Genomic DNA, 22,798 nt, shown 5'->3' on the forward strand with positions numbered 1-22,798 from the left:
TCAGCCATTTCCTGCTGAAGACCTTCTTGTGAAACAGCTCATGGCCGATGCCGGCGTAGCCGGCGAACTGCCATAGGACGGCGTTAATATAAAAGGCTGCGAAAGCAAGAGCGGGATAGGCGCCTTCCCATGCGCGGACCATCGCGAAGAGCAGGCCGGCATGGATGCCGATCCTGAGCGCAAGGTGGGAATAAGCGATCCGGTCGTTCGGTGCCGTGAGTTCCCGGAACTCGTCCTTCGTCAACAGGCTGCCGATTTTGATCTCGCTAGCACCCATGATCAGAGCTCTATGTTGACCAGCGCAAAGGCCACAAGGCTGTTTGCGACATGGAAGACCACCTGCGATTTCGAGAACTCCGCCAAATACTCGGTGACGTCCCCGTGGATCTTAGAATTGTAGTCATGCCAGACGATAACGCCGCGTTTGACGATGCCGAATGCGTTTTCCGTATCCGCCCGGACGATCTGGTGCTCATGCCCGCCATCGATGAAGATCATCTCGGCCGACTGGAAGGCCTCCTTGAAATTGATCGTCGTCGAGTCTTCCTTGACGAGCGTGAGGCGCTTCCGTTGCGCCTCGGTGATCGACGCGAGATAGGCCTCGCCGTCGATTTCCTGGCGCTTGCGGAGATAGTCGTCATTCTGCTCGGCGGACGACAAGGCGCTGCGCTCGTCAGTCTCGGCTAGATGCGCCGTGAGGCCCTTCGGCAAGTCGATGGAGACCACGTCGCAGTCTCGGCGTGTTTTCGATGAAAAGGCGTGTGGTGAAACCTTTGTACGTGCCGATCTCGATGATCTTGCGCGGCGTCACGATCTTGGCGAGCAGCACCAGGACAACCTGGTCGACAAGCGTGATGCTGCCGATTTCAATCGGCGGCAGGCTGGCGGTATACTCTTTCGCGATCTTCAATTCGTCGGCGAGTTCCAAAAGCGCGCGCAACTTCAGTTCGTGAACTTCCGATCTCGCGGCAAGCGCGGAGCGTAACGTCGCGGCACTTTCAATGAGCTTTTGCATCCCTGATCCCGTGATTCCATCCATTATGATTTAATCCTTTGCGATTTCTATTGCGCCTGCATGGACTTAGAGACGTGTGCTGATGCGGGCGATCCGTTCATCCAGTTCCGGGAACAATCCTCTCCAGTAGGAATAGTGATTGATGAGGTTCCGATGGGCGATGGGTAGATCGGAGGGCTGCAGGTAGCCCTTCTCGATCGCGAGATCGAGCATTTCCTCGTAGTAGGTGATCGAGTAGATGAAATAGCGGTTGGCCACCGGATTGGACTGCGAATTGGAGTGCTGGCGGAAATAGGAGAGGGGCATGGGATGCCCGACGATCGCTCCGCGGAGGGAGAGCCCAACCCAGGACGAAAGATCGAGCGGTCCGGAAATGATGCCGTCCACGACCTTGAAAAGACCGAAACGGCCAGATTCATCGAAGCAATCGGCCGTTCGCATGAGCACCGACGAGAATTCCCCAAGCAGGTTATGATGCTTGACGGCGGTGATGCGTATGAAGTCGCGGCCCTCGATCACCTTCAGAGAGCCTTCGACCATCAATCCGTTGCCGAAATTCGTAACCTGGTTCCGCTCGTCGATGAAATAGCGCGGGGAAAACGCAAGTTTCGTCCCTCGGTTCTGTGTGGCTTCAAGCGCCTGAAGCAGGTACTGGATGCAGAACGGATTGAGGACGTCGTCGTCGAAGAGATATTTGATGTACTCGCCGCTGGCGAGCCCGGCGAGCCGTATGACGTTTTTGTACTCGGCAGGATCCGGATTGCGGCTGTACTGAACAACGCCTGAGTATCTTTGGCAGATCTTCTCGATCGCATCCGTCGGGCAATCGTCGGAGACAATGATTTCCGTGTCATCGAAACTTTGCGCGATCGCGCTTTTCAGCGCGAGTTCAAAGAAATCGGGCTTGTAGGCCGGTATACAGATCGACACGCGCGGCAAATGTTTCTCCCCTCAGGTACCTCTCTCAAGCCGTTTAAAACGTCTGCCCCGTTCCGCCGGCAAGAGCGATGGTCGGCGCTCCGAAGAACCGAAGCAGACCCGCTTGCCATGCTCATAGAGCGCGAGTTGCACGAGGCTTGCGGAGGGCCAGGCGGTAGGCAAGACCGCAATGGCTCGCCCGGCGATGTAATTGTAACTGAGAGGAGAAAATGGCACGCCCTCGGGGAGTCGAACCCCTCTTCCCAGAATGAAAATCTGGTGTCCTAACCGATAGACGAAGGGCGCTTCCTTCGTGGTGGCGCCCTTATAGTCAGCACTTTTGTGCGCCGCAAGCGGCAAAACGCGAAAAATTTGCGATCACGCAGATTTTTTCGAGGCTTGTGGAAAAGACGGTTGTTGCAGCCCGTGTCGGGACGAACAAATCATCCTGCGCGGATTTGTTCAACCTTCGATGTCGGCGCGTCGCCGGGATCATCATTTCGGACTTGTCGGCGGAAAAATCCTGCTCTGCAATACCGTCGGCGCTTGCTTTGCTCGGCGCGAGGGCGCCCGCCGCAAAGCTGTTCCCGGCCTGCCCGAATCATGGATCGTTACTCTATTTTCTATTCTAAATAACCATATGATTTTATTTGATAAATTTGGTACGCCCTACGAGAGTCGAACTGGTCTTTACAGAATCTGAGAATCTGTCGTCCTAACCGAACGACGAAGGGCGCGTTGTGTCGGGTGCCGATAGGAACACTCGACCGCTTTCTCAAGCGTACCGATAAACAGACACAATGAAAAGAAAAATGGCACGCCCGGGGCGCCTCTCGCCCCCGGCCGTCTCCAAATGACGACGCAAACCACACGCCATACCGCCGAACCGTGGAAGTAGGATGCTCCCGAGCGAGATCATGGCCGCTACAGGGATAAGAATGTAGCAGTGCAGACGTACTTGGGCCGCGAACTCAACGAAGGAACCCGTCTCGGGGGACGCCGCCGAACTGCTTTTCTGATAGTTGAAAAGGGTTGGGGTTCCGGGGAACATGCTTTTTAGCGGGGTCGAGGTAAATGTTTACCCGTGGAGCTACCGGAAAACTGTCCGGATTGCTGATTTTATCGATGGATTGATGGCACGCCCTAGGAGGAAGTCTTTAACCCCTCTTCCCAGAATGAAAAATCTGGCGTCCTAACCGATAAGACGAAGGGCGCTTCCTTCGTGGTGGCGCCCTTATAGTCAGGCGCTTTGGATCCGGCAAGCGGGAATTTCGGATTTCTTTCAAAAAAATGATAGGAAATCAGAGCCTGTGTGAGAGACCGATTATCCGAGCTGAATCAATAGGCTGCCGACTGTTCCTTTAACGGGATGCTGCGGCGTTGCCGCAACGTGATGCGGGAACTGCGCGCCCGTCAGATGGCTCTTGCATTCGGTGCCCTGGCGCGTCCGGCGCCACAGCTCCAGTTCCAGTCGCGGCTTTTGCCGGTGTCAGAGATGGACCGATTCGGCGTGGCAATAGGTGCCGACGCCGCCGCGGTCCGGCCAGGGATCGGATAAAGGCGGCGATATCCCCGTTGGAGACGCCCTCGATCTTGATATCGGCGGCATCGGCAGGTCTTGTGCATCGAATTCTCTCGGCGCCGCCGACCATGCGGTTATGCCCCGCGTCGCGATATCCGGAGGTGACGATGACCGGCTTGCCGAAATGGGTTTCGACCGCCTTGATGACATTGAGCATCCCGGGCTTAACGCAGCCGACTTCGACATTGCCATTTTGGATGTGCAGGCCGTTCGGTGCCACGCGCGTCATGCCCGGCAGAGACGCCTTCTCAAGGAGCCCGGCGAGGCCGCCGACGAGGTTCTGCTTCGGAGCGGCATAGAGCGCATTCTTATCGACCCGCCTTGCAGGTTTCCTGTCGCGAGCGATTGCCGGTCTGATAGGCAGGTGCAAGCCGTGCGCTGGTTTTCTCGGAGGATTGCTGCGGCAGAAGCATCGCGCCGTCCTGTGCCGGCTGGGCGGGCGGCGGCGCGCTGAAGACGCTGCTGCGCGCGGCATCGATGCCCTGAACGGGTGCATAGGCGTTGGCGTCCGCCGGCTGCATGATCGTTGAGGTCGTGTTGTTCTGCGGCCTCGCCGGCTGGGCGGAAAAGATGCTCATCGCGTTCGCATTGATGCGGCTTGGCTGCATCGCCAAGCCGCCGATATTGGCGGGCTGCGTGGCCGCAGTGCCGGCGGACATGGTGGCGGCGTTCGGGATCCTGCGCTGCCGCCGTCTGCTGCGCGCCCGACACATTCGTGACCATCGGATCACGATAGGCGCCGTTGGCGGTTTTGCCCGGCGTGTTCGCGGCAAGCTGCTCGGCTGAAGGATCGGCAGCCACGGCAGCTGCGGAATCGAGGGCCTTCTGGTTCGAGACGCAGCCCGACAGGGCAACCGCGGCAACAGCGATGAGAAGCGCGCCCGTGGCGGGCATCCGCTTTTGGAGAATGAGCAAGCGACGGTCTCCGTTGGTGCGGAGAACAATTCAACCGCGTCGTCTTCCGCTTCGAGTCGGCCGGAGAGTGCCTACGGGGCGGGCTTGCGGCAAGCGCGAAGCGGGCGCGGCGGCCCGAAATCGCAAAAACCGCAAGCCTCGCAAAAGCCTCAGCTTACCAGGCGCCGGTATTGCCCATCGAAAGCCACGGCTCGGCCGCCGGAAGCTGCCGTTCTTCTGCAGGATTTCGATGGAAATCCCGATCCGGCGAACGAACGAAGGCCATGCGGCCGTCGCGTGGTGGACGGTTGATGGTGATGTCATTGTCCATCAGATGCCGGCAGGTCGCATAGATGTCGTCGACCTCGTAGGCGAGGTGGCCGAAGTTGCGTCCGCCGGTATACTCCTCGGAATCCCAATTGTAGGTAAGTTCGAGGCAGGGGGCGCCATTTTTCTCTGCATTTGTGATATCCTCGTTTGCGGCGAGGAAAACCAGGGTAAAACGGCCGCTTTCGTTTTCGGAGCGCCGGATTTCCTTCAGGCCGAACAGCGTGCCGTAGAAATGCAGGGAGGCATCCAGATCCGTCACCCGGACCATAGTGTGGAGATAACGCATTCTATTTCCTCTCTAAAATGTGGGAGCTGCTTCGTTATGTGGCGGGGGGTCAGCTTCGGGCAAGGCATGCGACTAAAATGAGCAGTTGGGAATAACCGAAAACAGGACTTGCGCTTATCCGTTACCAAGATGTTAATCTTGATTGCAAGAATCAGTTAACCGTAACAGTGTGACGCGTATTGAGGGGCTGGCGACATGGCTGACAGGATTTCATCGAAGGAATTCACCGATATCGACGAGCTGTCCAGGGGATGCCGTCGACCTCGTTGAAATCACCGGTGTCGTCAAGTGGTTCGATGTTGCCAAGGGCTTCGGCTTCATCGTCCCGGACAACGGCATGCAGGATGTCCTGCTGCACGTAACCTGCCTTCGCCGCGACGGTTACCAGACGATCCTCGAGGGCACGCGCATCGTCGCGCTGATCCAACGCCGCGAGCGCGGCTATCAGGCCTTCAAGATTCTCTCCATGGACCAGTCGACCGCCGTCCATCCGTCACAGCTGCCGCCGGTGCGCACCCACGTGCAGGTCGCCCCCGACGAGCGGCCTGGAGCGGGCATTGGTGAAGTGGTTCAACCGCACGAAGGGCTTCGGCTTCTTGACGCGCGGCGAGGGTACGGAAGATATCTTCGTGCGTATCGGAAACGCTTCGCCGCTTTGGCCTGACGGAGCTTCGCCCCGGCCAGGTCGTCCTCGTCCGCTACGGCGACGGCGACAAGGGCCTGATGGCAGCCGAAATCCACCCGGATATGCCAAGCCCGGCAAGCCGGTCGCACTGATGCCTCGCGGCATCGCAATACAGGCGATCAAAGGCGCCTTTCTGGCGCTTTTTTTCATCCTGGCCGTCTCCGCCTCTGCCCAGCAGCAACCGCATTTCGACAAGGAGCCGTTGGTGATCCAGACTGCCTCCGGCAGGATGCTGAATTTCACAGTGGAGATTGCCGCCAGCAATGAGCAGCGGCAGTACGGCCTGATGTTCCGCAAGGAAATGGCCGAGGATGCCGGAATGATCTTCGACTTCGGCCAGCCGCGGCGGGTGACCATGTGGATGGAGAACACCATTTTGCCGCTCGACATGCTCTTCATCGATAGCGGCGGCACCATCCGCCACATCAAGGAAAATGCCGTGCCCTATTCGAGGGCGATCATTGATTCGATGGGCGAGGTGAAATACGTCGTCGAGCTGAATGCCGGCATCGTCAGGAAATTCGAAATCAAGGTCGGCGACAAGGTCGCAAGCGCCACGGTGACGAGGAAAAAGTAGCGGCGCGCCGAAGCGTCGGCCCGATCTCTTGGAATTACTGCTTTCTCACCGGCTTGGCCTTGGCCTGGATCAGGCGGTCCATGAAGAGCGCCATCTTGCGCTTTATGGTGCCGTAGGTGCCGAGTTCGAAGTCGCAGTGATAGCAGGTGATGATGTCGCTATCGAGCGGCTGCGGGCGCGGAAAGTTCATCCGGGTCTTGCCGCACTTGGGGCAGGGGACTTCAACTTGCATTTACGGCTCCTGCGCAGGGCCATTGGCCGTCTGCGAAGACAACATTTTTTGAAAGGATGGTCGGAGTGGAGAGATTCGAACTCCCGACCCTCTGGTCCCAAACCAGATGCGCTACCAGACTGCGCTACACTCCGTGAGAGGGGGCAATACACGCTTCACCCCGGCCCCGCAATATCTAATTCGCGTCTTCCCCGTCTTCAACACGGCATTGTCGTTTCAATCACCAAGCCCTCCGCGGGCTGGATCCTGGCTTGCGGCGCAAGCATTCCCCTCAGTTGGCTTTTTTCTTGAAAGTGGAGGGATTCGCGGCTAAGCAAAATTCATCTCTTCGCGTTATAGAGGCGATGAAGACCATTCCGGAGACGGGGTGGAAGGGTAAGTTACAGCGGGTCAGGCCCGCATATCCGGAGGCGTGCAGCTGATGTCTGCCAAGATCTACCGTCCAGCCAAGACCGCCATGCAGTCCGGCAAGGCGAAGACGCATCTTTGGATGCTTGAATTCGATCAGGAGCAGCCGCGCAAGATCGATCCGATCATGGGCTACACGTCCTCCGGCGATATGCGCCAGCAGGTGAGGCTGACCTTCGAGACGCAGGAACTGGCGGAAGCCTATGCCAAGCGCAACGGCATCGAATACCGCGTGATCGCGCCGAAGGAACCGGCTCGCCAGACAGTCGCTTATCCTGATAATTTCCGCTATACCCGCACGCAGCCCTGGACGCATTGAGCGCTCAGGCATGTCGCTTCTCGCCGCTGCACGGACGCAGCGGCCGGATGGCCCCTTAGCTCAGCTGGATAGAGCACCTGCCTTCTAAGCAGGTTGTCGCAGGTTCGATTCCTGCAGGGGTCGCCAAACCATATTCCAAGTTATTGATTTCATTATAGGTGCGACCGCGTAGGGCCAAAGCTGCGACCCACATTCTGTTCGACAGGCGTTTCGACGCGCCGCGGGCGAACTTCTTCTTGTCGGCTTCCTTCGTGTAGATTTCGGACATCGCTCCCGGCCGGGGGCGTCGTAGGTTTCGAAGATCCGGGTCAGATACCCTCGGCAGCTATGAGCGTTTCAGGCATTGCGAAGAAACGCAGTTTGCTCATGATGGCGTATAGCGAAATCCAGCTTTGGCGGGATCGTTGAGGCCGTCATGCACGAGAGTATCGCCGTAGGCCTGCGACGCCTCATCAATGTATTCGGCGAACAGCCGTTCGCGGCGCGACGCTTTTCTGCTGCGCCGATCCGCAAAATCGTCATGCTGAGTGAGCCAAGTCGTGGCCAAGGACGACACGGCACCCATCGCGGAGCAAGTGCGATAGCCGGAATGGATGCAGCGTTCAACGGCTGCTTCGGTTGCTGCCTGACGCCCGCAACTCCACCGTCACCTTCACCCGGCATCCGTTACCTCCTAGTTTGGCGCGGCGGCTGCGGTTTCGCCCGGCGGCAAGACCCGGAACATAAAGGTTGAAACCTTCTCCCCTGACTTGAAAGGACCAGGTACCTGATGGCTTACCGGTTTCAGGCTTTGAAGGAATGCTGCAATCGATGTCACGTCTTCTTCGGTGAGCTTCGCGAATGCATGCCACGGCATGATTGGCGCCAGGGCGCGACCGTCGGGCCGTTGCCCGGTCTGAATTGCAGTCACGATCTGCTCCCTGGTCCAGCTCCCGATGCCGGTCTCCTTATCAGGCGTAATGTTGCTGCCGACGAAAACACCTTCCCCCGGGATTTCAAAACCGACATCCGAGCCGCCCAGAAATCGCGAGCTGTCCGGTTTTCCGAAGAAGTATCCCGGTGTGTGGCAGTCGTTGCAGCCGCCGATCGTGACGAGATATTCGCCGCGCGCAATCTGCGAATCGTCGGCAGCCGCTGCCACGGACGGCTGCAGACCCAATGCAGAGGCGGCTAAAAACGCGAACCGAGCGCTCAATCGAAACATCTTACCCTCCGTGACTTACCTCACAACTGGAAACGAACTGAATAACACGACGAACCTGCTCTATATATTAGCCATTTGTAATTATCGACTGCGCGGAAGAGGTCCGCTATTTCAGGCAGCGTCACGGCCATTCAGGAGGATCTTCCGGAAATGCGAAAGGTCACCGATGATGTTCAGCGTTGGAAGCTGATGGGGATCGGCGCGCTTGCCGACATCGGCATCGGCGGCATGGCGATGGGCGTTACGTTCGCAGACGCGATCCGGCGGATAGGGTGATTATTCTTGGACGGTAGTGCAATACGACGAAGGGCTACCTCGTCGCCACTAGCGTTTACTAGTCAACAAGAGACCTAGGATACTCGGGGGCGGGCGGCGCGCAAACCTCATCGAGCCTCCCCACGATGGCACCCTGCGAACTCATCCCGGAACTGACGAGGGCGATGGCCTGCGTTAGCGCAGCCTGGCCGTGTTCGCTTTTGACATCGACATGATTTCTCTCTGACCAACGGCCGACTACGGACGTTATCAGTTCAATCTCATCATCGGTAAAGGAAATTAATTCGAAAAGAGACATAACAGCTCTCCTATTTCAGGCAAGAGCAGATCGTCTCTCAAGCGGCCCGGGGCACCCGGTTGAAATTGTCGGACCGATAAATGAGGGTACGCTTAAATGCCCCATAAGGCAAACGAAGCCATCTTTTTGTTTGTCCAGCGCCGGCCGCATGGGAGTTCTTCGAAGGTCGACCGGACTGCCGAATGGGTAAGTTGCCGGCACAGCCGGCGCTCCTTCGCCTTCACATTCGCTCCTTCATTAAAAAGAGCCCCGCCGAAGCAGATCCCGCCGGAGCGGGGCTAGTTGTTGACGTCGCAGAGGAACGTCGGATGACGTGACGTTCAAAAGATGAACGCCTGATAGGGATCATGGTTTCCGTACGCTAACAGACCGATGCGCGAAGAGTTGAGGCGGACCGCACGGCCACGTGCAAGGGGCTAAAGCACGGTTACAGGAGATCTGGCCGCGCGATCCATTCCCCCGAACATCCGTGGCGGTTGAATGTTCCTAATCGTCCGCTTCAAACTCCCGATCAGCAATTTCATCATCAAGGCCCTGTGCCGAGTTCATTCGACCGGTTCTCCACGTAGAAATCGCTGTTCAGCCATTTTTAGATCTTTGTCGGGCACGCATTTCAGCAGCCATCCGTAGTCTATGAAGGAAGGCGCGCATGTTACGCCTCGCTCGCGATCCGGCTTCATTCCAACTTGCTATTGAAGAAGAGAGCCTCGTCCAAGGGCCTTTTCTTGCGGCGCGCGCGAGCCAGTGGATTATCTCGTCTTGATGCCAAAGAGGTCTCCTAAAGCGTGGCGTCTTCCCAAACGGAAACTTTGACCGTCTTGACCTTGACCAGCCGGCGGACGACGAGCTTGCCGAAATCGGCGCCATTGGGATGATGCACATGTATGGCACGATCCCGGCCACGTCCTGGCGCGTCATGTTCTTCGGTCGTGCTTCCCGCCAACACTCGACGCCAAAGGCAAGAAGAACTGGAAGGCTTGCAGCCGTGGCTGAATGCGAGTGCAGGGCATTGCCGCCGCAGAAGAAAATAGCCCACAACGCTGCCGATGCCTGCATTGGCCATTGCTGGCGCGGCACACAGCTCCACATACGGCGGTCCGAAGCCGCGTTCATGGCGCTCCTGCAGCAGCGGAACGACAGGAGCGCGGCATGAGGGAGCGCTTGAACTCACTTCATCGTCGGCGGAAACTCTTTTGGGGGCGGGGTTGGATTCGGAATTTCTTCCGGCGGCAAATCCGGAATGGGCTCTTCGATGGGCGGTTCGGGAACATCGGGCGGCCGATCAGGAACCGGCCTAGGCTTTGGGCTTGGCGTCGGCTCAGGCGGAATGGTCGTCATGGCGGGCTCCCTTCTATGGTCCCAAACCATTCCAGTGTTGATTTGTTCCTGCGACCCTCAGTGAACGACAGTGATCACCGGAATGCCAGCTTCCTTGGCCGCTCGGATGAGTGCAGATCTCGCCTCTGCCGGCGACGTCGTGCCGTGCAAGGCCTCCAAACACGTCTTAACGGCCACGAGGTATTCCTCGCCATCGTCGAGGGGCCACGACGCGAACAGGGCTTCTGCAGCGTCTCCCAGCGACTTCACCAACCTGTATTTTTCAGAGCCATTCATCACCAGCATCAGCGGCGCGAACGCTCCGAATTTGTGCCAGTTCATTACACTTGAACTCCTAGCGGTAAACACATTAGTAACTGTGCAAGAGTCGTGCCGTTCGGAGTGGCAGCATGAACGTCTACCGTGACGGGCAAGTTCTTAGCAGTGTTAGCGCCCAAGATGGACACGTCACCCGAAGTAGAAAAACGATCGTTCTTAATTCCAGGTTGGCAGAGGTCTCGTCGGCTTCCCCGCGGAACCGAGCTCAACAGGAGGCTTGAAGCCTCCACCCCCTCAAGTTCGCTGCGATCGTAGACAACGCTGGCCAGTCAAATGCTTGAATGGGAAGGTGTCAGACGACTGTTGACGGACGGCCAACAGACCTGGTCTCAGGCATTCGAAAGAGCCATTACTCTAGCGGGCGATGCAAGGCCGCGCGACAGGGCCCTTTACATGAACTGGATACCCGTGTTGCCGTTGCGTTTGCCACATAAGAGCCCAAAATATGCAACGGTTTTCCGACAACGACATGGGTGGAACCAATAGTCTAAAGCCTGTCGAGTGAATCAAATTCAAACGGGTGGCCTTCCCTAGTCGGCGGGACAAGGTCATAGCAGGAACAAAATGAAATACGCTTCAGTATTTGTTTTAACGTCTATGTCGATTTTTTCTGGGTGGTTATTTTATGAAAGGTACTGGAAGTTTCGAGATTGCATATCCCAAGCATTTTCCAGTTGCCTCACTCCCAACGGTGACAATCTAACGCAAGGCGGTTCTTTGTGGGCGGGTTTTGCAGGGTTGTTCTTGTTGCTCGCTATCATCTCAGCCTGGCGCGCTTTCCGGACCCGGGGTGCTGACAAATAGTTGTAGCTGCGTGCAAGCCTCCAACCAGGCGGCTGGTTGCAGGCGATGCGCGTTAGATTAGAACGTCGCGAAGTTAGGCTTCCGGATCGAGAGCGTCGAGCTTCGCGGATTCGACGAGTGACATGATTGCGGCGGCGCGCTCACCGCCTGTGTCCGATCCGGTGAACAGCCAAGAGGGATTGCTTCCGGCCCAAGCGGCCACTCCATGTCTTCAACGGGTGGAAAGTGGCTATTGCATCAGCGGCGGCGAGGGAGGATTGTCGACTAGGTCAGCGTACCGTACACAGGGGCATTCGAATGGCCGCTTATCTTATCGCAGACATAGAGATCCACGACGCTCAGGCGTATGAGGAATACAAGAAGAGGGCGTCGTCGACGATCAAGCAGTTCGGTGGGCGCTACCTGGCTCGTGGCGGAGACCAGGAGGTCCTTGAAGGAAGTTGGATGCCAACGAGGCTTGTCCTGCTGGAGTTTCCTGACATGGCGACGCTGCAGGCATGGTACAGCTCAAGCGAGTACGCCATCGCCAAGCCGTTCCGCCTCGCCAACGCATGCAGCTGTTTAGTCGCCTTGGAGGGCGTGTGAACACCGCGTGCTCGCAAGACTTGCTTTTCCCTCTGCGCCATTGATCTGCCGCGTTCGAAGCAATGCAGCGGTAGTATCCGCGTCGAAGTACGAGCCGGGACCTTCGCCTATCGCGGCCAAAGGTCCCGAAGTGGCACAATCCGGAAGGGGACCGGACCGTCTACCCCTGAACCCAGTGGCCATTGAACTGCATTCGAATCTTGCACTGTGCAAGCTACGGGAATGGCAGGCCCCCGAAGCGGTGCGCACATCCCTAATGCCCGCTACTGGGAAGCAGAGCGCCGATCGCTGGTTCAACCGTTGCGACAATGCGCTCTATCGCCGCTGCCAGGGAGATCGTGCCGCGCCGGTGCTCGCTGCCGTCCTGGCGCATGAACAGGCCGTTGGCGATGCCCTCATACATACCGAGAAGCGCGTCCGCCACCTCGGCGGGCACGCCTTCCTCGGCAAGAAGCGCGACGCGACCCTCCGGCGGGACCAGCATCGGCACCACCGGGCGGTCAAGGACCTCCGCGAAGGCCGACGCCACATCGCCGGCGCTCCAGTCTTCCGGTCCGGCCAGTTCCACGACGCGCTTCCCGGTCCAGTCCTCGCAGAGCAGGGCTGCCGCAGTGCGCCCGACATCGATCGTGCTCACCATTGGAATCTCCTGAGACGGTTCGAGGAAGGTCGGGAGCAGGCCTTCGGACACGGCGGTTCCTGCCACCTCGCTCCACGTCTCGACAAAATAGGCTGACCGCAGGAAGGCGGTCGCCGGTGCTACGCCGGCAAGCCGCGCCTCGAACCTGTTGAGGGTGGCGATGACGCCAGTGCCCGAAGCATGCTGCGCTCCGATCGACGACAGGACAACGGCCTTGGGCAGATGCGCCCGCCGTGCTGCCTCGGCAAGCGCAGCACCGAGTTCGTCCGTGCGTGCATACGGATCACCGCTCACCGGCGGCGGATTGAGCAGGAACGCGCCCGACGCGCCTTTCAGCGCATCGGCCAAGGCCTCGGTATCCTCGATGTTCGCGACGGCGACCGTCGCGCCGAGAGCCGTCCATTCTTCACCCTGTTCCGGGTGACGCACGACGACACGCACGGCCTCGCCGTGATCGATGAGGGCGCGCGCTGTCTCGCCACCAGCGCGCCCATTTGCTCCAAGCACAACATACATGACTTCTTCTCCGTCATTGGTTGGTCGATCAAAAGACGATAGACGGGGGATTTCCATGCGTCCAATGCATGAGGTATATAGTCAGTATGCGTGAAATGGATTTACCTCAGATCGATCTCAACCTGCTGGTGGCGCTCGATGCGCTGCTGGCCGAAATGAACGTCACACGGGCAGCCCACCGGCTTGGCATGAGCCAGCCGGCCGCCAGCCGTGCTTTGGGGCGATTGCGCGCGCTGTTTGCGGACGCGCTGCTGGTCAACGGGCCGGGCGGTTACGTCCTCAGCGCCCGCGCTGAGGAGGTGCGCCCGGTTTTGCGCCGGATACTGGCCGGCATCGGCGAGATGCTGGAGGCGAATCCGTTCGATCCCGCGACGGCGATGGGGCAAGTTCGGCTTCTGATGCCCGATCTTCAGGCCGCCGCGCTCGCGCCGCATTTGCTCGCCCGCCTCGCACGCGAGGCACCGTCCCTTGATCTTGACATTGTCGCGCCGGGCGCGAACGGAATCGAAGCGCTGGAGCACGATGACGCGGATGCGATGGTGGCGCTGATTGACGAAGCACCCGCCGGCATCCGCCGCCGCCGCCTCTATGACGAAAAACTTGTGACATTGATGCGCACGGATCATCCGGCCGCTGTCGGAAAACTCACGCTCGACCGCTTTCTGGCGCTTGAGCATATCGTGGTCAGCGTCACCGGCGTCGGGCCTGCGCCCGTCGATGAGGTGCTTGCGCTCATGGGGCGGAAGCGAAGGGTGAAGCTGCGCGTGCCGAACTTCTTTGCAGCGGTGGAGATAGCCGCCCGCTCAGACCTGATCATGACCCTGCCGTCGAGCCTGGCGCGATCCGCCGCCGACATGAGGCGCTTCGTGTCGCGGCCGCCGCCCCTTGATCTTGGGAGCTTCACGATGAGCCTCGCCTGGCACGCGCGTCAGCAGGACACTCCCAGGCACATCTGGTTGAGGCGCGCCATTGTCGCGGCGGCGGCGGATATGTCATCGGCCGCTGAAATCTCACCGCTGAGTCCGCGTTCGAGACCTGATGGCGGGCACCTTTCGGCCCGAATCAGTCAGCCAATCCACCGCCCGATGTGGGTGTGGTGGCTGCCGAGTTGAAGGTAGCATATCCATAAAAAGATTCGCTTTGCAGCCGCGGTCAGAGAAGAAATGGCAATCGGTCGAAAGTAGTACGCAAATGGGATAGCCTGGCACTGGCTCGCGATTGATGCTGGGGCTGCTTTTGGGCGCGATCCGGACGGGGCATCTTCCGCTATCCGCCCCCATTGCGGCCGTTCACCGGAGCAAGTGCTAAGCAGCGCAATCGCGTCACTCAAGCTTTGGAATAACGATACACAAGGTCCTCGGGGTCGTCTCTTAAAGCTGATGTGTCGAGAATTCCTCCAAGCCGCATTGCAACGGCCGTTGATCTGAAATTGTCTGGAGCCACGTAACTCACTAAAGATCGTAAATCTAACGTCTCGAAGGCCCAGTCACGCAATGCTCTGGCGGCCTCCGTGGCATAACCGTGCCCCTCATATCCATCGTATAGAAACCAGCCTAGTTCCTTTTCACGAAAAAGAGGTCCGTGATTGATGCTGACCTGTCCAACACACTCTCTAGTTTTAGTCAGTTCGACCATGAGTGCGCCGTGGCCGAAGAAGTACCGCATCGCCAAGTCACCGCAAAAAAATCCCCAAATAGTGCGCTTGTCGAATGGTCCACCCATTCCGGCTGATCGTTTCGACGCTAAGAGAGCCTCATAAGCGGGAAAATCCTCTAATGTTTGCGGACGAAGCGTTAAGCGGTCAGTTGCAAGCGTAGTCATCAGTTGTGGCATGTTATGGCCCTCTCAATGGAGCTTTACGACACGAAAATGAACGGCAAATAACGAATGCTTTCCCGGAATGTCCGGTATTGGGCGCATACCTGACTGGCGGTTCGGGGGCTGGGAGCGCGCTGTCCGCTTTCAAGGCCCGAACTGCAATAGCGGCCATTCAGATCAGAGGCACGCAGCTCCGCCAACGCGGTCATTGCGACCTGTTTGCCATGCGCACGGTGCGCGAAATGAACGTGACAAAGCAGGATTACCTGCCTTCACACCCTAGTCGAAAAGCAAGAGAGGGGCTGGATGGCGATGCACCGGCCTTCTTCCAAGGACTTTCGAAATTGAGCCGAGCGCCCCATGGGAGGCTCGTGCTATAGTGCGTGCCTTAAAACTGGGAGAAAGGTACGAGTCCGTGGGCCAGCCCCAGGTGGAACGCAGACTGGCAGCTATTCTGGCTGCCGACGTCGTGGGCTTCAGTCGGCTGATGGGAGTCGATGAAGCCGGAACGGCGCGTGCGCTGCGGGGCCACCGCGAAGCCATCTCGCCGATTATCACAGACCACGGCGGTCGGATTGTAAAGACCATAGGCGACGGCGTGCTACTGGAGTTCCCCTCGGTCGTCGCGGCCGTCGCGTGCGCAGCGGCCATCCAGAAGTTGATGGCGGAGCGAAATGCGGTGGCACCCGCCGATCAACGGATGCTGTTCCGCATCGGAATCAATCTCGGCGACGTCCTAATCGAGGGCGATGACATTCTGGGAGACGGTGTCAACGTGGCGACCCGGCTTGAGGAGATTTCCGAGGCCGGCGGAATCTGCATCTCCGAAGACGTGTACCGACAGATCGATGGCAAGGTCGATATTAGTTTTGCCGATATGGGCTTGCACCACCTTAAGAATATCGCGCGCCCGCTGAGGACCTTCCGAGCGCACCTCGAGCAGATCATCCCGTTGCGGGCGCCTGGACCCGCGTTACCGGACCGGCCATCGATCGCAGTACTGCCGTTTGGGAACATGAGCAGCGATCCAGCACAGGACTATTTTGGCGACGGCATCGTCGAAGAGATTATCATCGGGCTGTCGCGCATTCGCTGGCTCTTCGTTATCGCCCGCAATTCCAGCTTCACGTACAAGGGGCGCGCTGTCGACGTGAAGCAGGTCGGGCGCGAATTAGGCGTGCGCTACGTGCTGGAAGGCAGCGTGCGCAGGGCGGCCAATCGAGTGCGCATATCTGCCGAGCTTGTTGAGGCCACGACGGGCGTACATATTTGGGCGGATCGCTTTGAAGGGGAACTGGAAGACATTTTCGAACTGCAGGACCGAGTAACCTCGAGCGTGGTCGGCGCCATCGGACCGAAGCTCGAGCAGGCTGAGATCAAGCGGGCCAAGCACAAGCCTACCGAGAACCTCGACGCCTACGATTACTTCCTGCGGGGCTTGGCAGCCTTGCATTGCTGGAGCCGAGAAACCAACAATGAGGCTCTGCGGCTCTTTTACCGCGCCATCGAACTCGATCCGGAATTTGCTGCGGCTTACGGCATGGCGGCGCGCTGCTATTCTCAGCGGAAGGCAAGTGGTTGGATGGTCGATCACGCGCAGGAGGCTGCCGAAACCGAGCGGCTGGCCCGGCATGCAGCGGCCCTGGGCAAGGATGATGCGGTGGCGCTCTGCACCGCTGGAATTGCCTTCGCGTATGTTCTTGGCGCACACGATTATGGAGCAGATTTATTGCAACGTGCTCTTGGGCTCAATCCCAATTTGGCCTCAGCATGGCTGTTCAGCGGGTGGGCCAGGATTTGGCTTGGCGAACCGGAGGGGGCAATCGATCATCTCACGCGGGCCATGCGGCTGAACCCACAAGACCCCCAGATTTGTAATGCGCAAGCCGCAATGGCCGCCGCCTACTTCTTTGCTGGCCAATACGCGGATGCGTCATCATGGGCGCACGCGGCCATTCGTGAGCAGCCGGTCCACTTCATCGCAACCTGCGTCGCTGCAGCAAGCCACGCACTGGCTGGACAAGCTCCAGAGGCCACGGAGGCGATGACACGATTGCGTCAGCTTGATCCCGACTTCCGCCTCTCCAGCCTCAACGATTTCTTCCCGATCCGGCGACCGGACGACGCCGTACGATGGGCCGATGGTTTGCGAAACGCAGGCCTGCCACCGTGACGGCTCATTTCGCTATGCGAGAAACCTGACCGTAATTCGACGATGTCGCGGTCATGCCGGCGGGTAGGGCTGCGAGGACTGTCGCTTTATCTATAAATGTAAGAACTCGTTGGCCAATGATTTCAATTGGTTGCCGTGCCACTTAATTTGGGATTTAGCAGTTAATGTGCGTAAGTGCGGCAACGGCGGCTCTAAGAGGGAGCCGGAGACGTCGTTGCCGCCATGTGGGCGATCTATATGCAGGAATGTCCACTGTTGGCCCCACCTGCACGTTCGGATCGGTAAGACGTACGGCAGAAAACCACCTATCAGGACTTTCGACGCGTTTCTGTAGAGGGGCAGCTTCGGGCCGAATGCTGCGCCTTGCGCTGGTGGCGTTTGCTACCTAAATCCGAAAACATCTGTGGACCAGTCGGCCAGCGCTACGGCCTGATGCGAAATAGCTTGGCGAATCTGCCTGATCCTGACCTCGTTTGATTCCGCGCCCTCTCGGGCCTGAGGACCGCTTCTCCCTCGATCTGGGAACGGATTTCCACTCCCTCTATATTCTATTAGAAGTTTCTACCTGTGCCAACGGGATGAGCCATTTTCCTGATGAAGTCGATGAAGCGCTTTGGGATGAAGCGTGCAAACGCGCAGACGGCATTCGGGAATTCCTGAAGCATCGAACTGGTCCGATGACCGCCGCAGACGTGAAACAACTTACAACTGAGCTCGACGTCAGCCGATCAACGGTTTACCGCCTTATCAAACTGTTTCGATCAGGTGGGAAGGTCACCTCTCTAGTCGACCGTAAACGTGGCCGGCCTGAGGGTTACTGGGTACTGGATGCAAAGCGGGAAGAGATCATCCGCGTTACCCTTAGCAAATACTACCTGACGCGAAACCGTCCGACAGTTTCGCAACTGATCCGGGATGTGCGGACGAATTGCATATCAGCCGGGCATCTAAATCGGCAACGACGAAATCGCATCGTTCGATCCCCGTCGCGTAACCTAGTTCACTCGGGACGTCGGCGGCGGCCCAGTTCCAAGCGATTTGACGTTGACCCAAAAGAACTCGGCAACGATCCCAGGTCGATGCCAAAGGGCGCCGAAATGTAGCAGCGGTGAAACCTGCGAGGGGGCTCTTTAAACATTGCTCACTCCCATCGCTGCAATTCACACAGTTCGTGGATGCTCGTCAATCTGGCCCAGGGGATCGGCAGCTCTGCCAAGCGGCAAATCAAGCCGGGAGCCGCCACATTCGCACACGACCTGTACCACGCAATTCCGTTTCCTCGAGTAGGTCGCAAGCAAATTTTGGTCCAAGCAGTTGGTGAGTTGCATCCGAAATACGGATCTCATCGGGCTCCGCGGACGTTTGAATGCGTGAGGCGAGATTAACGGTCTCGCCCCACAGGTCATAGGCGAACCGCCTTTTGCCTATGACGCCAGCGACGATTGGTCCCGAGTGAATTCCAATTCTGAGTTCTCAGCGGTTCTCCTGCGAAGCGTTCGCGCTTAACCGCCTTCCGCAGTTCAAGTGCATAGTGCGCGAGGGCTTCTGCATGATCGGATCGCGCGGTGGGCAGGCCAGCGACCACCATCACACAATCGCCGATTGTCTTGATCTTTTCGCAGCCGTATCGTTCCGAGAGCCGATCCGCCGCCTTGAAGAAGTAATTTAAGATAGCGAGCGTCGTCACGGCTCCGACGCTCCGCGTTCTTTCCGTAAAACCGACGATGTCGGCAAAAAGCACACTCACCTCAGCGTGGTTGTCTGCAATTTTTTTGTGCGCTTTTAACCGCTCCGCGATCGACGCCGGAAGAATGTTGAGGAGTAGGGATTCGGCGCGCTGGTATTCACGCGACAATCCCTCCTGGCTCTTCCTCAACGCCTCGTTCGTCGATTGTAATTTCTCGTTGAGTTGACGCTCCCTCTCTTGCAGGAGCGTCATTTCATAGGCCTTCTGTTGAAGCCGCTGCTTGTTGTCGCGTTCGGCAGTGGCGTCAAGAAAGAGCAGCCACACGCAGGCATTGCCGGCAAAAAGATGAAGGTCCGCGACACGCCCGCTGGGCAATTCGACCATGGCCATATGATATGGAAGCTCCGGGCAAGGCAGCAAACCTTCCATAAATTCAAGCTGATCGGCAACAGGCTTGCCAATGCGAAGCGATGAGAGCCCGTAATGTTTAACGTTACCGCCCTTCGCAGCTACGCAAAGCTGGGCGTCAATTTTCAGATATGCGACAGAGTGCTCATTGTAGAAGAAATCGTAAATCCAGCTTCCGACTTCTCTTGGCAATCTATGCATGGTCTATTTGGTGACCATCGAAGCAAGCTGACGAAACGCATCATCAACATGTTCACCCGAAAGCGCACTTGTTCGATAGATTTGCCATCCAAGTTGCCTGAGTTCGTTAATCTCACTATCCGATATTGCCCACCGATCGGCCAGGTCGGATTTGTTGAACAGCAATACAAACGGCATAGCGCCGAATTCGGCCTCGGCCCGCTCGCGCAGAGTGAGCGCCACGGCAAGAGTAGCGGCGCGGGTTCCATCGACGACAAGCACGAGCCCGGTCGCACCCCTCACATTGCTGACGCGGAATGAGCCGATATCGTCTTCGCCGGCCAAATCCCACAAAATTAGATCCACGGTTTTGTCCGGGAGTGCGACACTCTTCTTGTCGATTTTCACTCCCACCGTGGTCAAGTAGGTATCTGAAAAGATGCTTTGCACAAACCTGCGAACCAGACTCGTCTTTCCGACAGCGAACCCACCCAACATGCAGATCTTTTTTTGCAATATCCTAGCTCCGCACTACTCTAGGCTTACCGTAATCGAAACCCGGCGATTGGTGGAGCTCCCAGTTCGACTATTTTCAGGCACCACCGGCTCAAAGGTGCCAGCGCCCCGAACCAGCAGCAGTCCCGGAGCGACGCCGCGCTTGTTGAGAAGCGCACGAACTGTCTCGGCGCGGGCGGCGCTGATCGACACGTTGGCCGTCTCACGGCCCGTGGCGTCCGCATGGCCGGTCAACATGAACCGCGCTGTTACGCCTGACTTGCGGGCATTTTGGGCGAATTCCTTTATTTGATCCGCCAACCTGTCGAGGACCGGCATCTGCTCTGGTCCCGGCACAGCTTTGCCGGAATAGAAGAAAATATCGGTCGCCTGGATGGCCTCTCTCAAATAATTAAGTTCTGCAAGGTTCAGCTCACGCAGCTGCGAGACATCCAGAACCACTCCGTCCGCCGAAAGTTGTTCGGCGGCTGCCCGCGCCCGGTTGATCCAGTTGGCAGGAGCCTCACCCTCGGCAACGATGCGATCCTTGACGATCGAAAGTCGTACTGTATCCGGCGGAGCCAGCGACGCCGTCAGCCGCTTCAACACGAACTCCGGCTCAAGGCTCTGATAGAATTGCCAGCGTGAATGAACGCGGGCGGGATCGACATGCGTTCCAGACAACAGCGACTGCGGGTCGGCGCCAAGCGGGTCTCTCAGGCCGGAAATGTAGAATTGGCCATCGCGCACCTTTTGTTCCGCAACGATGATGCCCGGTTGGGCCTCAAGTCGCGACACATAGGCCTGCCAGTGCTCCGCCGCGCGTGCTTCGGGGCTCACATCACGAACCTTGGAGATGTCGAATTCCGGTCCGCCTGCCGAAAGCTGTCGGGCCGCTGCGCGCGCCCGATCTATCCAGGTGTCGGCAGCCTCACCCTCGGCAACGATGCGACCCTGGACGATCGAAAGCAGAACAGATTTGGGCGGAGCCAGCGACGCCGTCAGCCGCTTCAACACGAACTCCGGCTCAAGGCTCTGATAGAATTGCCATTGCGAATGAACGCGGGCGGGATCGACATGCGTTCCAGACAACAGCGACTGCGGGTCGGCGCCAAGCGGGTCTCTCAGGCCGGAAATGTAGAATTGGCCATCGCGCACCTTTTGTTCCGCAACGATGATGCCCGGTTGGGCCTCAAGTCGCGACACATAGGCCTGCCAGTGCTCCGCCGCGCGTGCTTCGGGGCTCACATCACGAACCTTGGAGATGTCGAATTCCGGTCCGCCTGCCGAAAGCTGTCGGGCCGCTGTGCGCGCCCGATCTATCCAGGTGTCGGCAGCCTCACCCTCGGCAACGATGCGACCCTGGACGATCGAAAGCAGAACAGATTTGGGCGGAGCCAGCGACGCCGTCAGCCGCTTCAACACGAACTCCGGCTCAAGGCTCTGATAGAATTGCCATTGCGAATGAACGCGGGCGGGATCGACATGCGTTCCAGACAACAGCGACTGCGGGTCGGCGCCAAGCGGGTCTCTCAGGCCGGAAATGTAGAATTGGCCATCGCGCACCTTTTGTTCCGCAACGATGATGCCCGGTTGGGCCTCAAGTCGCGACACATAGGCCTGCCAGTGCTCCGCCGCGCGTGCTTCGGGGCTCACATCACGAACCTTGGAGATGTCGAATTCCGGTCCGCCTGCCGAAAGCTGTCGGGCCGCTGCGCGCGCCCGATCTATCCAGGTGTCGGCAGCCTCACCCTCGGCAACGATGCGATCCTTGACGATCGAAAGTCGTACTGTATCCGGCGGAGCCAGCGACGCCGTCAGCCGCTTCAACACGAACTCCGGCTCAAGGCTCTGATAGAATTGCCATTGCGAATGAACGCGGGCGGGATCGACATGCGTTCCAGACAACAGCGACTGCGGGTCGGCGCCAAGCGGGTCTCTCAGGCCGGAAATGTAGAATTGGCCATCGCGCACCGTATGTTGGGCGACGATGATGCCCGGTTGGGCCTCCAGTCGCGACACATAGGCCTGCCAGTGCTGCCCGGATTGCCAGGAAAGAAAGAACCAACCGCCTGCCGGAATCAAAACCAGCAGGACTGCAGCCACCACCAGCCACGGAAATCCCTGGTTTGAGTCCTCCTGCTTCAGTTCAACGCAGGTCTGCAACTGCGTCTCTATGCCGGCTAACTGAGAACCGTCGCCGTCAAACTGCTCTAAAGCCTGTGAGTATTCATCATGGATGCGAAGCAACACATCGCGAACTATTTCATGTAATTCCTCTGGCGGATTTCCCCGGATCACCGCAACCAAAGTCGCAAACGGTCCAACTTCTGACCAGAGACGAAGCTCCCCAAAGCGGATAGTGTCCAGGCCGCTCTGTTCTTTCTCGTTAAATGAGTCTTTAACAAAGTCTTGAATTGCACTGAGCATCGAAGAAATGAGTTGAGGATCCTCGCTCGTTGCATTATCGGCAGTTACATGCGCGATCAAAAGCCCGGAATTTCGGTTAATGAGAAAGACATGTTCTACACGATAGACAAGAGAATGCTTCAGAACAACTTCCGAGAAGCTGGCACCAGTTCTCCAAGATTCAAATCTCCACTTGAGCCCATGCCAGGTAAATATATGTCTTAAAGTTTCATTCAGCGACTGAAAGGTCTGGTCGATCTTTTCCCCGATCGACTTGCGAATTGCCGGCAGAAACACCGGGTATAATATATCCGTCAGCGTGCGCGGGCTCTTCTGGATCGACCGTTGCACAGCCCTCTCGACGGCTGGCGCAAGGGCCTCGCCGAGCTGCGCATGAGGCGCC

General features: G+C 58.2%; 25 protein-coding genes, 4 tRNA genes and 3 pseudogenes. 10 read left to right on the forward strand and 22 right to left on the reverse strand.

Annotated elements, in window-relative coordinates:
- From ACW4PC_RS04750 to ACW4PC_RS04785, 8 genes are all read right to left on the reverse strand, one after another.
- A partial coding sequence (locus tag ACW4PC_RS04750) for a hypothetical protein (RefSeq protein WP_455873008.1) occupies positions 1-277 on the reverse strand: 277 nt, incomplete at its 3' end.
- Between the two features lie 2 nt (positions 278-279).
- Positions 280-726, reverse strand: coding sequence for a class I SAM-dependent methyltransferase (locus ACW4PC_RS04755; protein WP_455873009.1), 447 nt, complete (start codon positions 724-726; stop codon positions 280-282).
- Positions 674-1,015, reverse strand: coding sequence for a hypothetical protein (locus ACW4PC_RS04760; protein WP_455873010.1), 342 nt, complete (start codon positions 1,013-1,015; stop codon positions 674-676). Before ACW4PC_RS04760 ends, ACW4PC_RS04755 begins: the two co-directional genes overlap by 53 nt.
- A gap of 66 nt (positions 1,016-1,081) precedes the next feature.
- On the reverse strand, positions 1,082-1,945 hold the full coding sequence (locus ACW4PC_RS04765) for a glycosyltransferase family 2 protein (protein ID WP_455873605.1): 864 nt from the start codon (positions 1,943-1,945) through the stop codon (positions 1,082-1,084).
- A 219-nt stretch (positions 1,946-2,164) separates the two neighbouring features.
- A tRNA-Glu gene (locus tag ACW4PC_RS04770) sits at positions 2,165-2,239 on the reverse strand.
- A 354-nt stretch (positions 2,240-2,593) separates the two neighbouring features.
- Positions 2,594-2,670, reverse strand: a tRNA-Glu gene (locus ACW4PC_RS04775).
- 624 nt (positions 2,671-3,294) lie between these two features.
- Positions 3,295-3,885, reverse strand: a complete 591-nt coding sequence (locus ACW4PC_RS04780; RefSeq protein ID WP_455873011.1) for a D-Ala-D-Ala carboxypeptidase family metallohydrolase — start codon at positions 3,883-3,885, stop codon at positions 3,295-3,297.
- The gene (locus ACW4PC_RS04785; RefSeq protein ID WP_455873012.1) at positions 3,824-4,036 is read right to left on the reverse strand and encodes a hypothetical protein; all 213 of its coding nucleotides are present in this window, start codon (positions 4,034-4,036) and stop codon (positions 3,824-3,826) included. The genes ACW4PC_RS04780 and ACW4PC_RS04785 overlap by 62 nt, the downstream gene beginning before the upstream one ends.
- On the opposite strand from ACW4PC_RS04785, the gene ACW4PC_RS04790 reads away from it, so the two are divergent.
- On the forward strand, positions 4,035-4,301 hold the full coding sequence (locus tag ACW4PC_RS04790) for a hypothetical protein (protein WP_455873013.1): 267 nt from the start codon (positions 4,035-4,037) through the stop codon (positions 4,299-4,301). The genes ACW4PC_RS04785 and ACW4PC_RS04790 overlap by 2 nt on opposite strands.
- A gap of 283 nt (positions 4,302-4,584) precedes the next feature.
- Here ACW4PC_RS04790 and ACW4PC_RS04795 read toward each other — a convergent pair.
- A pseudogene (locus ACW4PC_RS04795) lies at positions 4,585-5,025 on the reverse strand (VOC family protein).
- Positions 5,026-5,220: 195 nt separating this feature from the next.
- On the opposite strand from ACW4PC_RS04795, the pseudogene ACW4PC_RS04800 reads away from it, so the two are divergent.
- Both ACW4PC_RS04800 and ACW4PC_RS04805 read left to right on the forward strand, forming a co-directional pair.
- A pseudogene (locus ACW4PC_RS04800) lies at positions 5,221-5,802 on the forward strand (cold-shock protein).
- Positions 5,802-6,287 carry a DUF192 domain-containing protein gene (locus ACW4PC_RS04805; protein WP_455873014.1) on the forward strand — a complete coding sequence of 162 codons (486 nt, stop codon included), beginning with the start codon at positions 5,802-5,804 and terminating at the stop codon, positions 6,285-6,287. The pseudogene ACW4PC_RS04800 and the gene ACW4PC_RS04805 overlap by 1 nt, the downstream one beginning before the upstream one ends.
- Positions 6,288-6,321: 34 nt before the next feature.
- Here the strand turns inward: ACW4PC_RS04805 and ACW4PC_RS04810 are convergent, their stop codons facing one another.
- Positions 6,322-6,519: an ECs_2282 family putative zinc-binding protein gene (locus tag ACW4PC_RS04810; RefSeq protein WP_455873015.1), complete on the reverse strand. Its 198-nt coding sequence runs from the start codon at positions 6,517-6,519 to the stop codon at positions 6,322-6,324.
- Between the two features lie 57 nt (positions 6,520-6,576).
- Positions 6,577-6,653: transfer RNA gene (locus ACW4PC_RS04815), tRNA-Pro, on the reverse strand.
- Between the two features lie 287 nt (positions 6,654-6,940).
- On the opposite strand from ACW4PC_RS04815, the gene ACW4PC_RS04820 reads away from it, so the two are divergent.
- Both ACW4PC_RS04820 and ACW4PC_RS04825 read left to right on the forward strand, forming a co-directional pair.
- A complete protein-coding gene (locus ACW4PC_RS04820; RefSeq protein ID WP_455873016.1) occupies positions 6,941-7,246 on the forward strand; it encodes an ETC complex I subunit in 306 nt (101 codons plus the stop codon).
- A 49-nt stretch (positions 7,247-7,295) separates the two neighbouring features.
- A tRNA-Arg gene (locus tag ACW4PC_RS04825) sits at positions 7,296-7,372 on the forward strand.
- 238 nt (positions 7,373-7,610) lie between these two features.
- On the opposite strand, the gene ACW4PC_RS04830 is transcribed toward ACW4PC_RS04825, so the two are convergent.
- Positions 7,611-7,811 carry a hypothetical protein gene (locus ACW4PC_RS04830; protein WP_455873017.1) on the reverse strand — a complete coding sequence of 67 codons (201 nt, stop codon included), beginning with the start codon at positions 7,809-7,811 and terminating at the stop codon, positions 7,611-7,613.
- A 108-nt stretch (positions 7,812-7,919) separates the two neighbouring features.
- Positions 7,920-8,450, reverse strand: coding sequence for a c-type cytochrome (locus tag ACW4PC_RS04835; RefSeq protein ID WP_455873018.1), 531 nt, complete (start codon positions 8,448-8,450; stop codon positions 7,920-7,922).
- Positions 8,451-8,558: 108 nt separating this feature from the next.
- On the opposite strand from ACW4PC_RS04835, the pseudogene ACW4PC_RS04840 reads away from it, so the two are divergent.
- Positions 8,559-8,726: pseudogene (locus tag ACW4PC_RS04840) on the forward strand (DUF1515 family protein); the annotation flags it as partial.
- 1,076 nt (positions 8,727-9,802) lie between these two features.
- Here the strand turns inward: ACW4PC_RS04840 and ACW4PC_RS04845 are convergent.
- The 3 genes from ACW4PC_RS04845 to ACW4PC_RS04855 form a co-directional block, all read right to left on the reverse strand.
- Positions 9,803-9,967: a hypothetical protein gene (locus tag ACW4PC_RS04845; protein WP_455873019.1), complete on the reverse strand. Its 165-nt coding sequence runs from the start codon at positions 9,965-9,967 to the stop codon at positions 9,803-9,805.
- Between the two features lie 452 nt (positions 9,968-10,419).
- Positions 10,420-10,683, reverse strand: coding sequence for a DUF982 domain-containing protein (locus tag ACW4PC_RS04850; RefSeq protein ID WP_455873020.1), 264 nt, complete (start codon positions 10,681-10,683; stop codon positions 10,420-10,422).
- A gap of 874 nt (positions 10,684-11,557) precedes the next feature.
- On the reverse strand, positions 11,558-11,686 hold the full coding sequence (locus ACW4PC_RS04855) for a hypothetical protein (RefSeq protein WP_455873658.1): 129 nt from the start codon (positions 11,684-11,686) through the stop codon (positions 11,558-11,560).
- 95 nt (positions 11,687-11,781) lie between these two features.
- On the opposite strand from ACW4PC_RS04855, the gene ACW4PC_RS04860 reads away from it, so the two are divergent.
- Entirely contained in the window at positions 11,782-12,069 is a 288-nt protein-coding gene (locus tag ACW4PC_RS04860) for a DUF1330 domain-containing protein (RefSeq protein ID WP_455873021.1), read from the forward strand.
- A gap of 253 nt (positions 12,070-12,322) precedes the next feature.
- On the opposite strand, the gene ACW4PC_RS04865 is transcribed toward ACW4PC_RS04860, so the two are convergent.
- Complete coding sequence (locus ACW4PC_RS04865; protein ID WP_455873022.1) at positions 12,323-13,225, reverse strand: NmrA family NAD(P)-binding protein; 903 nt, start codon at positions 13,223-13,225, stop codon at positions 12,323-12,325.
- Positions 13,226-13,311: 86 nt separating this feature from the next.
- On the opposite strand from ACW4PC_RS04865, the gene ACW4PC_RS04870 reads away from it, so the two are divergent.
- On the forward strand, positions 13,312-14,337 hold the full coding sequence (locus tag ACW4PC_RS04870; RefSeq protein ID WP_455873023.1) for a LysR family transcriptional regulator: 1,026 nt from the start codon (positions 13,312-13,314) through the stop codon (positions 14,335-14,337).
- 214 nt (positions 14,338-14,551) lie between these two features.
- Here ACW4PC_RS04870 and ACW4PC_RS04875 read toward each other — a convergent pair whose 3' ends face one another.
- A complete protein-coding gene (locus ACW4PC_RS04875) occupies positions 14,552-15,058 on the reverse strand; it encodes a GNAT family N-acetyltransferase (RefSeq protein WP_455873024.1) in 507 nt (168 codons plus the stop codon).
- 400 nt (positions 15,059-15,458) lie between these two features.
- On the opposite strand from ACW4PC_RS04875, the gene ACW4PC_RS04880 reads away from it, so the two are divergent.
- Complete coding sequence (locus tag ACW4PC_RS04880) at positions 15,459-17,216, forward strand: adenylate/guanylate cyclase domain-containing protein (protein WP_455873025.1); 1,758 nt, start codon at positions 15,459-15,461, stop codon at positions 17,214-17,216.
- A gap of 677 nt (positions 17,217-17,893) precedes the next feature.
- Positions 17,894-18,319, forward strand: coding sequence for a helix-turn-helix domain-containing protein (locus ACW4PC_RS04885; RefSeq protein ID WP_455873606.1), 426 nt, complete (start codon positions 17,894-17,896; stop codon positions 18,317-18,319).
- Between the two features lie 121 nt (positions 18,320-18,440).
- On the opposite strand, the gene ACW4PC_RS04890 is transcribed toward ACW4PC_RS04885, so the two are convergent.
- From ACW4PC_RS04890 to ACW4PC_RS04905, 4 genes are read right to left on the reverse strand one after another with little or no spacing between them, the layout of a single operon-like run.
- Positions 18,441-18,680 (reverse strand): adenylate/guanylate cyclase domain-containing protein, encoded by a 240-nt coding sequence (locus ACW4PC_RS04890; protein WP_455873607.1) that lies wholly within the window; start codon positions 18,678-18,680, stop codon positions 18,441-18,443.
- Positions 18,619-19,503, reverse strand: a complete 885-nt coding sequence (locus ACW4PC_RS04895; protein WP_455873026.1) for an adenylate/guanylate cyclase domain-containing protein — start codon at positions 19,501-19,503, stop codon at positions 18,619-18,621. Before ACW4PC_RS04895 ends, ACW4PC_RS04890 begins: the two co-directional genes overlap by 62 nt.
- Before the next feature lie 12 nt (positions 19,504-19,515).
- Entirely contained in the window at positions 19,516-20,007 is a 492-nt protein-coding gene (locus ACW4PC_RS04900) for a Rab family GTPase (protein WP_239595794.1), read from the reverse strand.
- Positions 20,008-20,022: 15 nt separating this feature from the next.
- Positions 20,023-22,152 (reverse strand): OmpA family protein, encoded by a 2,130-nt coding sequence (locus ACW4PC_RS04905; RefSeq protein WP_455873027.1) that lies wholly within the window; start codon positions 22,150-22,152, stop codon positions 20,023-20,025.
- Positions 22,153-22,798: the final 646 nt, after the last annotated feature.

This window comes from Rhizobium yanglingense (assembly GCF_977109285.1).

Coding starts and splice junctions, on each gene's coding strand:
- ACW4PC_RS04760 (WP_455873010.1), bottom strand. CDS start 1,015: ATGCAAAAGCTCATTGAAAGTGCCGCGACGTTACGCTCCGCGCTTGCC.
- ACW4PC_RS04790 (WP_455873013.1), top strand. CDS start 4,035: ATGATCGTTGAGGTCGTGTTGTTCTGCGGCCTCGCCGGCTGGGCGGAA.
- ACW4PC_RS04785 (WP_455873012.1), bottom strand. CDS start 4,036: ATGCAGCCGGCGGACGCCAACGCCTATGCACCCGTTCAGGGCATCGAT.
- ACW4PC_RS04805 (WP_455873014.1), top strand. CDS start 5,802: ATGCCTCGCGGCATCGCAATACAGGCGATCAAAGGCGCCTTTCTGGCG.
- ACW4PC_RS04810 (WP_455873015.1), bottom strand. CDS start 6,519: ATGCAAGTTGAAGTCCCCTGCCCCAAGTGCGGCAAGACCCGGATGAAC.
- ACW4PC_RS04820 (WP_455873016.1), top strand. CDS start 6,941: ATGTCTGCCAAGATCTACCGTCCAGCCAAGACCGCCATGCAGTCCGGC.
- ACW4PC_RS04830 (WP_455873017.1), bottom strand. CDS start 7,811: ATGGGTGCCGTGTCGTCCTTGGCCACGACTTGGCTCACTCAGCATGAC.
- ACW4PC_RS04835 (WP_455873018.1), bottom strand. CDS start 8,450: ATGTTTCGATTGAGCGCTCGGTTCGCGTTTTTAGCCGCCTCTGCATTG.
- ACW4PC_RS04850 (WP_455873020.1), bottom strand. CDS start 10,683: ATGAACTGGCACAAATTCGGAGCGTTCGCGCCGCTGATGCTGGTGATG.
- ACW4PC_RS04860 (WP_455873021.1), top strand. CDS start 11,782: ATGGCCGCTTATCTTATCGCAGACATAGAGATCCACGACGCTCAGGCG.
- ACW4PC_RS04865 (WP_455873022.1), bottom strand. CDS start 13,225: ATGTATGTTGTGCTTGGAGCAAATGGGCGCGCTGGTGGCGAGACAGCG.
- ACW4PC_RS04870 (WP_455873023.1), top strand. CDS start 13,312: ATGCGTGAAATGGATTTACCTCAGATCGATCTCAACCTGCTGGTGGCG.
- ACW4PC_RS04875 (WP_455873024.1), bottom strand. CDS start 15,058: ATGCCACAACTGATGACTACGCTTGCAACTGACCGCTTAACGCTTCGT.
- ACW4PC_RS04885 (WP_455873606.1), top strand. CDS start 17,894: ATGACCGCCGCAGACGTGAAACAACTTACAACTGAGCTCGACGTCAGC.